General features: G+C 63.4%; 6 protein-coding genes. 5 read left to right on the forward strand and 1 reads right to left on the reverse strand.

Annotated elements, in window-relative coordinates; genetic code table 11:
• Positions 1-359: 359 nt before the first annotated feature.
• From hemH to EN884_RS18860, 4 genes are all read left to right on the forward strand, one after another.
• Positions 360-1424, forward strand: a complete 1065-nt coding sequence (hemH, locus tag EN884_RS18845; protein WP_013529728.1) for a ferrochelatase — start codon at positions 360-362, stop codon at positions 1422-1424.
• A 155-nt stretch (positions 1425-1579) separates the two neighbouring features.
• Positions 1580-2791, forward strand: a complete 1212-nt coding sequence (locus EN884_RS18850) for an FAD-binding oxidoreductase (RefSeq protein ID WP_063168947.1) — start codon at positions 1580-1582, stop codon at positions 2789-2791.
• Between the two features lie 119 nt (positions 2792-2910).
• The gene (locus tag EN884_RS18855) at positions 2911-3861 is read left to right on the forward strand and encodes an SPFH domain-containing protein (RefSeq protein WP_013529726.1); all 951 of its coding nucleotides are present in this window, start codon (positions 2911-2913) and stop codon (positions 3859-3861) included.
• Positions 3862-3872: 11 nt separating this feature from the next.
• On the forward strand, positions 3873-4337 hold the full coding sequence (locus tag EN884_RS18860; RefSeq protein WP_013529725.1) for an NfeD family protein: 465 nt from the start codon (positions 3873-3875) through the stop codon (positions 4335-4337).
• A gap of 4 nt (positions 4338-4341) precedes the next feature.
• On the opposite strand, the gene EN884_RS18865 is transcribed toward EN884_RS18860, so the two are convergent.
• On the reverse strand, positions 4342-5343 hold the full coding sequence (locus EN884_RS18865) for a KpsF/GutQ family sugar-phosphate isomerase (RefSeq protein WP_024502733.1): 1002 nt from the start codon (positions 5341-5343) through the stop codon (positions 4342-4344).
• 237 nt (positions 5344-5580) lie between these two features.
• On the opposite strand from EN884_RS18865, the gene EN884_RS18870 reads away from it, so the two are divergent.
• Positions 5581-7334, forward strand: a 1754-nt coding sequence (locus tag EN884_RS18870) for an outer membrane beta-barrel protein (RefSeq protein ID WP_164895054.1), incomplete at its 3' end; no start/stop codon positions are given.

Raw genomic sequence — 7334 nt, forward strand, 5'->3', positions numbered from 1 at the left:
ATTGGGATCTGGCCAAGAAAGCCTATGGCGACGGCGCCAGGTGGAAGGTCATTTCGGGCGCCAACAAGGGCTACGAACCCCGCCGGCTTCCTGTCGGCGCAACCCTGACCATCCCGCCGAAATAGCTCGCTTATATGCCTGAATGACACCGCCCGTCCGAAAACCGGACGGGCGTCCTGTTTTCGGGCTAATGCATGTCGCCCAAAAGTGACCTCGGTTTTGGGAAAACGACATGCATAAAACAAAGAGTTAAAGCGGGTCGTCTGAATCCATTCGGACAATCCGCTTTAAGGTGCGGCCAGACGCTGCATTGAATGCGCGCGCAAGATGGTTAGGTTCGCGTCTCCCGGAGAACCCTTATGACGCTTCCCACCCCTGCCGATCCCAAGGTCGCAAAAGCGCTCGGCCCGTTGCCCGCTGGGCATCCGCCGGTCAAGGCGGGCAAGATCGGCGTCATGCTGGTCAATCTGGGCACGCCCGATGGCACCGATTTCAAGCCGATGTGGCGGTATCTGCGTGAATTCCTGTCCGATCCGCGCGTCATCGAGCTCAACAGGGCGATCTGGTATCCGATCCTCTATGGACTTGTGCTCACCACGCGCCCCAAGAAGTCGGGCGCCAATTACGCCCGGATCTGGAACCGGGAAAAGAACGAGTCGCCGCTGCGCACCTACACCCGTGCCCAGGCCGAAAAGCTGGCCGAAGCGCTGCGCGACCTGCCTGATGTCGTCGTCGACTGGGCGATGCGCTATGGCAATCCTTCGACCGCCAGCATTGCCCAGCGTCTGGCCGACCAGGGCTGCGACCGCATTCTTTCGTTTCCGCTCTATCCGCAATATTCGGCGACGACCACGGCAACAGCCAACGACCAGCTGTTTCGCGCGCTGATGAAGATGCGCCGCGCGCCGGCCGTCCGCAGCGTGCCGCCCTACTATGACGAGCCGGTCTATATCGAGGCGCTGGCGCGTTCGATCGAACGGCATCTGGCGACGCTGGATTTCGAGCCGGAGGTGGTCATCACCTCCTATCACGGCATTCCAAAACCCTATTTCGAGAAGGGCGATCCCTATCATTGCCACTGCCAGAAGACGACGCGGCTGTTGCGCGAACGGCTCGGCTGGGATGACAGGAAACTGATCATCACCTTCCAGTCGCGCTTCGGCGCGCAGGAATGGCTGCAACCCTATACCGACAAGACGGTGGAGAAACTCGCACAGGACGGCGTCAAGTCGATCGCCGTCGTCAATCCCGGCTTTTCCGTCGACTGCATCGAGACGCTGGATGAGATCGGCCGCGAGGCGGCCGAAACCTTCCACCATGCCGGCGGCAAGAATTTCGCCCATATCCCTTGCCTCAACGACAGCGCGGAGGGGATGGCGGTGATCGAGGCGATGGTGCGGCGCGAACTGTCTGGCTGGGTCTAGGAGAAATTCCAGGAAAAGTGTGAAACGGTTTTCCCGGGAAAAGCGAATAGCGCTTTCCCTTGGGAATTTCGTCAACGGGAGTTAGAGCAGCTCGCCGCTCTAACTCCGGAACAACACAAGCTCCGGGGCGTTAAGGCGCGCCGCCGGAGAATGCGATGTCCCGCAAACTCGACCTCAGAACTGGCCAGCCCGTCTGGTCAGCCTATCGCGCGCCTGCGGTGCCGACGGACGGCCTGGTCCGGGACGTCAAGGCAGATGTGCTGGTCGTCGGCATGGGCATCAGCGGCGCCATGATGGCCGAGGCGCTGACGGCCGATGGCCATCGGGTGATCTGTATCGACCGGCGCGGTCCGCTGAAGGGCTCGACGGCCGCAACCACCGCACTGGTGGCATTCGAAATAGACCAGCCTCTCTCCACGCTCTCGAAGATGGTCGGCAGAGCCTCGGCGCAGCAGGCCTGGCGGCGCTCGCGGCTCGCCGTCTCCAATCTCGCCGGACGCATCGCCGAACTCGGCATCAACTGTGGCCTGAGCCGGGCGCCGTCGCTCTATCTGTCTGGCACGATACTTGGTCCGTCGGAACTGCGCGACGAGGCCAAGGCACGGCGGCTAGCCGGCATCGCCGCGACCTATCTGACGCCGGCGCCGCTGGCGGAGACATTCGGCATCGACCGCGAAGGCGCCATTCTCAGCCACGGCAACATCGCGCTCGACCCGCGTAAGCTGACGGCTGGGCTGCTGCTGAAATCCCTTCAGCGCAAGGCTCGCTTCTACGCCCCCGTCGACGCGACAGTGATCGAGGATAGCGCCGAAGCTGTTGTCGTCGCGACCAGGGATGGCCCGACCATAACCGCGCGACATGTTGTTCTGGCCACCGGCTACGAACTTGTGGAGATCGTGCCGGCCGCGGCCCACCGGATCATCTCGACATGGGCGATCGCAACATGCCCGCAACCGCGAAAGCTCTGGCCGGACGCAGCGTTCATCTGGGAAGCGTCGGAGCCGTATCTGTATATGCGCACGACGATCGACGGCCGGGTCATTTGCGGCGGCGAGGACGAGGATTTTGTCGACGAAGCGCGGCGCGACGAGCTGATCGCCGACAAGAGCACACGCATCGCCGAGGAGCTCGGCCTGGTATTTCCGCATCTCGACACCAGGCCCGATTTTGCCTGGACCGGTTCGTTCGGCACCACAACCACCGGCCTGCCCTATATCGGCGCCATTCCCCGCCACCCGCGCATCTATGCAGTGATGGGCTACGGCGGCAACGGCATCACCTTCTCGCAGATCGCTTCCGAGATTGTCCCGGCTTCGATCAACGGGCTGGAGGACACGGATGCAAGATTGTTTGCCTTCAACCGCTGATCGCACCCGCAAACAATCCGTCATCACCTGATTGTAACGCATCTGAAACACACTTAAGTCTTTGGTGAAGTCGGCCGCGCGAGAATGGCTTGTGCGGCCTTCGTCTGAGGGAGAGCCAAATGGATTTCAGTGGTTTCGATATTGCGGTTGGTGCACTTGCCCTTCTGGTATTGGTGCTGCTGATCAAAGGCATCAGGACAATCCCGCAAGGCTACAACTATACGGTGGAGCGCTTTGGCCGTTACACCAAGACACTGAGCCCGGGTCTCAATTTCATTTACCCGTTCATCGACCGCATCGGCGCCAAGATGAACATGATGGAGCAGGTGCTCGACGTTCCAAGCCAGGAAATCATCACCCGCGACAACGCCATTGTCGGTGTCGACGGCATCGCCTTTTTCCAGATCCTCAACGCCGCTCAGGCCGCCTACCAGGTTTCCGGCCTGCAGAACGCCATCCTCAATTTGACGATGACCAACATCCGTACCGTCATGGGTTCGATGGATCTCGATGAACTCCTGTCGAACCGCGACGCCATCAACGAGCGCCTGCTGCGCGTCGTCGACGAAGCGGCCCACCCGTGGGGCATCAAGATCACCCGCGTCGAAATCAAGGACATCAACCCGCCGGCCAACCTTATCGAATCGATGGGCCGGCAGATGACCGCGGAACGCAACAAGCGCGCCCAGATCCTTGCCGCCGAAGGCCTCAAGCAGTCGCAGATCCTCGAGGCCGAAGGCCGCAAGGAAGCCGCCTTCCGCGATGCCGAGGCGCGCGAACGTTCGGCCGAGGCGGAGGCCCGCGCCACCCAGGTTGTGTCGGAAGCGATCTCCAAAGGCGATGTGCAGGCGCTGAACTACTTCGTTGCCCAGAAATACACCGAAGCGTTGGGCAAGATCGGCACTGCGACCAACAGCAAGATCGTGCTGATGCCCTTCGAGGCATCGTCGCTGATCGGTTCGCTCGGCGGCATTGGCGAGATCGCCAAGGAAGTCTTCCGCAGCGAGGGCACGACCGGCTCGCAGAGGCAGGCCGCGCGCCCGCCGGTCGTTCGCCCAACCGACAACTGAGGTCGAAACCAATGATCGACCGCATCGTTTCCGAACTCGGCCCGTGGAACTGGATGGTTCTCGGTTTCGTCCTGCTGGTGATGGAAATCATCGCGCCGGGTATCTTCATGCTGTGGATCGGCATCGCCGCGCTGATCATCGGCGCTGTGTCGCTGCTGATCTGGGACACCGGCTTCTGGACATGGCAGGTCCAGGTCCTCGCCTTCCTGGCGCTGTCGCTGGTCTCGGCCTATGTCGGCAAGAAGCTGGTCGGCAGCCGCAACGACCCGACCGATCAGCCGCTGCTCAACCGGCGCGGCGCGCAGATGGTCGGCAGGATGGCGACACTTGCCGAACCGATCCGTGACGGGCGCGGCCGCATCAAGCTGGGCGACACACTGTGGCGTGTCTCCGGCCCTGACCTGCCGGCCGGCACGCAAGTGCGCGTGACGGGTGCGGCCGATACGGATCTGGAACTGACCGTCGAGGCGGTCTGAACGTTCAGGCGGCGCCGATACGCAGCAGATCATGCAGGTGGATGAGGCCGACTGGTTTCCGGCCCTCCACCACCATCAGGCTGGTGATGGCTGAATTGTTGATCGTCTGCAGCGCCGTTGCCACCAGCGTGTCCGGCGTCGCGGTCTTCGGACCTCTTGTCATCACCTGATCCACCGTCATCGCCAGCAGATTGCTGCCGATGTGACGGCGGATGTCGCCATCGGTGATGATGCCGACCAGCGCACCGTCGACATCGGTGATCGCGACGCAGCCAAACCCTTTGCGCGACAGTTCCAGGATCGCGTCCTGCATGCCGGTGCCCGCAACCACCAGCGGCAGCCTGTCGCCGACATGCATGATCTCGCGGATCTGCGTCAAATTGGCGCCGAGCTGGCCGCCCGGGTGAAAGGTGCGGAAATGGTCCGGCGTGAAGCCGCGTGCTTCGAGCAGCGCGATCGCCAGCGCGTCGCCCATCACCAGTTGCAGCAGCGTCGATGTCGTTGGCGCCAGGCCATGCGGACAGGCCTCCGGAGCGCGCGGCAAAAGCAGCACCACGTCCGCCGCCCGCGCCAGCGCCGATGTCTCTCCGGCGGTGATGGCGATCAGCGGAATGGAAAAGCGCCTGGAATAGGCGACGATGCCCATCAGTTCCTTGCTTTCGCCCGACCACGACATGGCGATGATGGCGTCGTCCCTGGCGATCATGCCGAGATCGCCGTGGTTGGCTTCGGCGGGATGGACAAAGAAAGCCGGCGTGCCGGTCGAGGCCAGCGTCGCGGCGATCTTCGAACCGATATGGCCGCTTTTGCCGACGCCGGTGACGATGAGCCGGCCTTCAATCCCCGAGATCATCTCGACCGCCTGGGCGAAAGGCGCGGCCAGCCCATTCTCCAGCGCCTCGGCGAGGGCTGCGACACCGGCCTGTTCTGTCGCCACCGTCCTCAGCGCCGAAGCGATCGAGGCTTGCCTGTCCAAAGGCTTCTTATCCAGGGATCCCGCATGCATGGCTGATGCGATTAGCGCTTTGCCGGCGCGCTGTCCAACGGAAATGGCCCCAGGCATATCGCCCGAACGTGTGCGGTGGTTCAGACGACGGCAGGCGAGAAAACGCACGCGGTATGAATCCCTTTGGAAATCAGCGCTTCAGGCAGCTGACGGGCCGCTGCCTCAACCCTCCGTTAACCATCCCCATTTACGGTTCGGTAAGTATGGCGCGCGTGCGCCGCGCAAGCAGTGGTGGCGATGTCCGGGGTCCAGCCAGAAAATTCGACGGGACGTGGGGGCAAGGCGGTCTGCGCCTTGCTGCTGGCAACCAGCATGTTTGCCTTGCTGCGCCCAACGGCGCTCCATGCCCAGGAAACCGAACTGCGCGGCGAAGTTTCGGAATCGGCGATCCTGTCCGACCAGCAGCGCAAGGCGAGACAGCTGGCCTTGGCAGCGCAGGGTCAACAGCCGGCCAACGCCGCGCAGGACAACGCGCCGGCCCGCACCTATCTGCCGGCCAGCGCCGGTGCCGTGCCTGACGACGCTGACACTGGCGACGCCACCGCGACCGGCAGCCTCTTTGACCCGCCGGCAGCCACTGACGACACGTCCGTCGACACTGCGGCGCCGCCCAAGCCGCGCCGCCGCTCATCGGCCGCCAGGCAGAATGCGGCTGACCAAGCCAAGGACAAGGCTGCCGACAAGTCGAAAAAGAAGAAGAAATCGACGGCCGACACCTCCGACATCACCGCTTCCACGACCGCCTCCACGCCGGACGCCACCGATGCCGCAGAGACCGATGCGGACACGGCCAACCGCCGCGCACTCACCATCGACAGCGCCGACAGGCAGAAGCTCGACCCAGGAGCGGAGCGTACGGACGCCATCGAAGGCCAGAAGAAGAAGCTGGAGGATGATCCGTTTGCCGCCACCGGCGTCAAATGGGGCTCCTTCGTCATCCGGCCGACGATCGAACAGGGCCTGACCGCCACCTCGAACGGCGATTCGAGCAGTGCAGGCAAGTCGGCGCTGCTGTCCGAGACGGCGCTGCGCTTTTCCGCCGCCTCCGACTGGCGCGAGAACTCCGCTACGATCGACGGCTATGGCCTTTTTCGCGAGACCGTCTCGGGTTACCCGGTTCACGACGAGCAAGGCCGCATCGAAGGCCAGCTCAATGTCGACCTCGACAATGGTTTGCGCGCCATCGCCAAGCTCGGCTACGAGGCCGTGCCGGAATCGGCATCATCGCCGGACGCCATTGCCGGCGTCAGCAAGCAGCCGCTGCGGCAGACCATCGATGGCAGCCTGGCCGTCGAAAAGCATCTCGGCAAGATGCAGTACACCTTGACCGGCGCGGTCTCGCACGACTTCTACGGCGACGCCAAGCTATCGGACGGCACCTCGCTGTCGCAGAAGGATCAGGACTCGACGCTCTACACGGCGACGTTGCGCACCGGCTACGAGATCTCCCCTGCCCTGACCCCCTTCACCGAAATCGAGGTCGGCCGCCGGACCTATGATCAACGCATCGACAATGAAGGCTTCGAGCGCTCGTCGACGCGACTCGGCGCCCGCGCCGGCCTTGCACTCGACATGGGTGAGAAGCTGTCGGGCGAATTCTCGGCCGGCTGGCTCAGGGAAGCGATCGACGACAAAAACCTCGATGCGATCTCGGGTGCCACCGTCAACGCCGACCTCAAATGGTCACCCGAGCGCGGCACCATAATCGGCCTGACCGGGCGGACCACCGTCGAGCCCACGACCACATCGGGCGAGAGCGGCGACATCCTCTATTCCGGTCGCCTGACAGGCGAACGCCAGATTCGCGCCAACCTCACCGCCAACGCGGCTCTGGGTCTCGACTGGCGTGATTACATCGGCATCGACGGCCATGACAGGGTGTTGAGCGCCGAGGCCGGCCTGACCTGGTGGCTGAACCGCTACGCCGGCCTGACCACAAGAGTGAGGAGCGAGAAACTGACCAGCAACCTGCCGGGCCGGGACTACACCGC

This window comes from Mesorhizobium sp. M7A.F.Ca.AU.001.01.1.1 (genome assembly GCF_004022735.1).
GTDB classification, from domain to species: Bacteria; Pseudomonadota; Alphaproteobacteria; order Rhizobiales; family Rhizobiaceae; genus Mesorhizobium; species Mesorhizobium ciceri.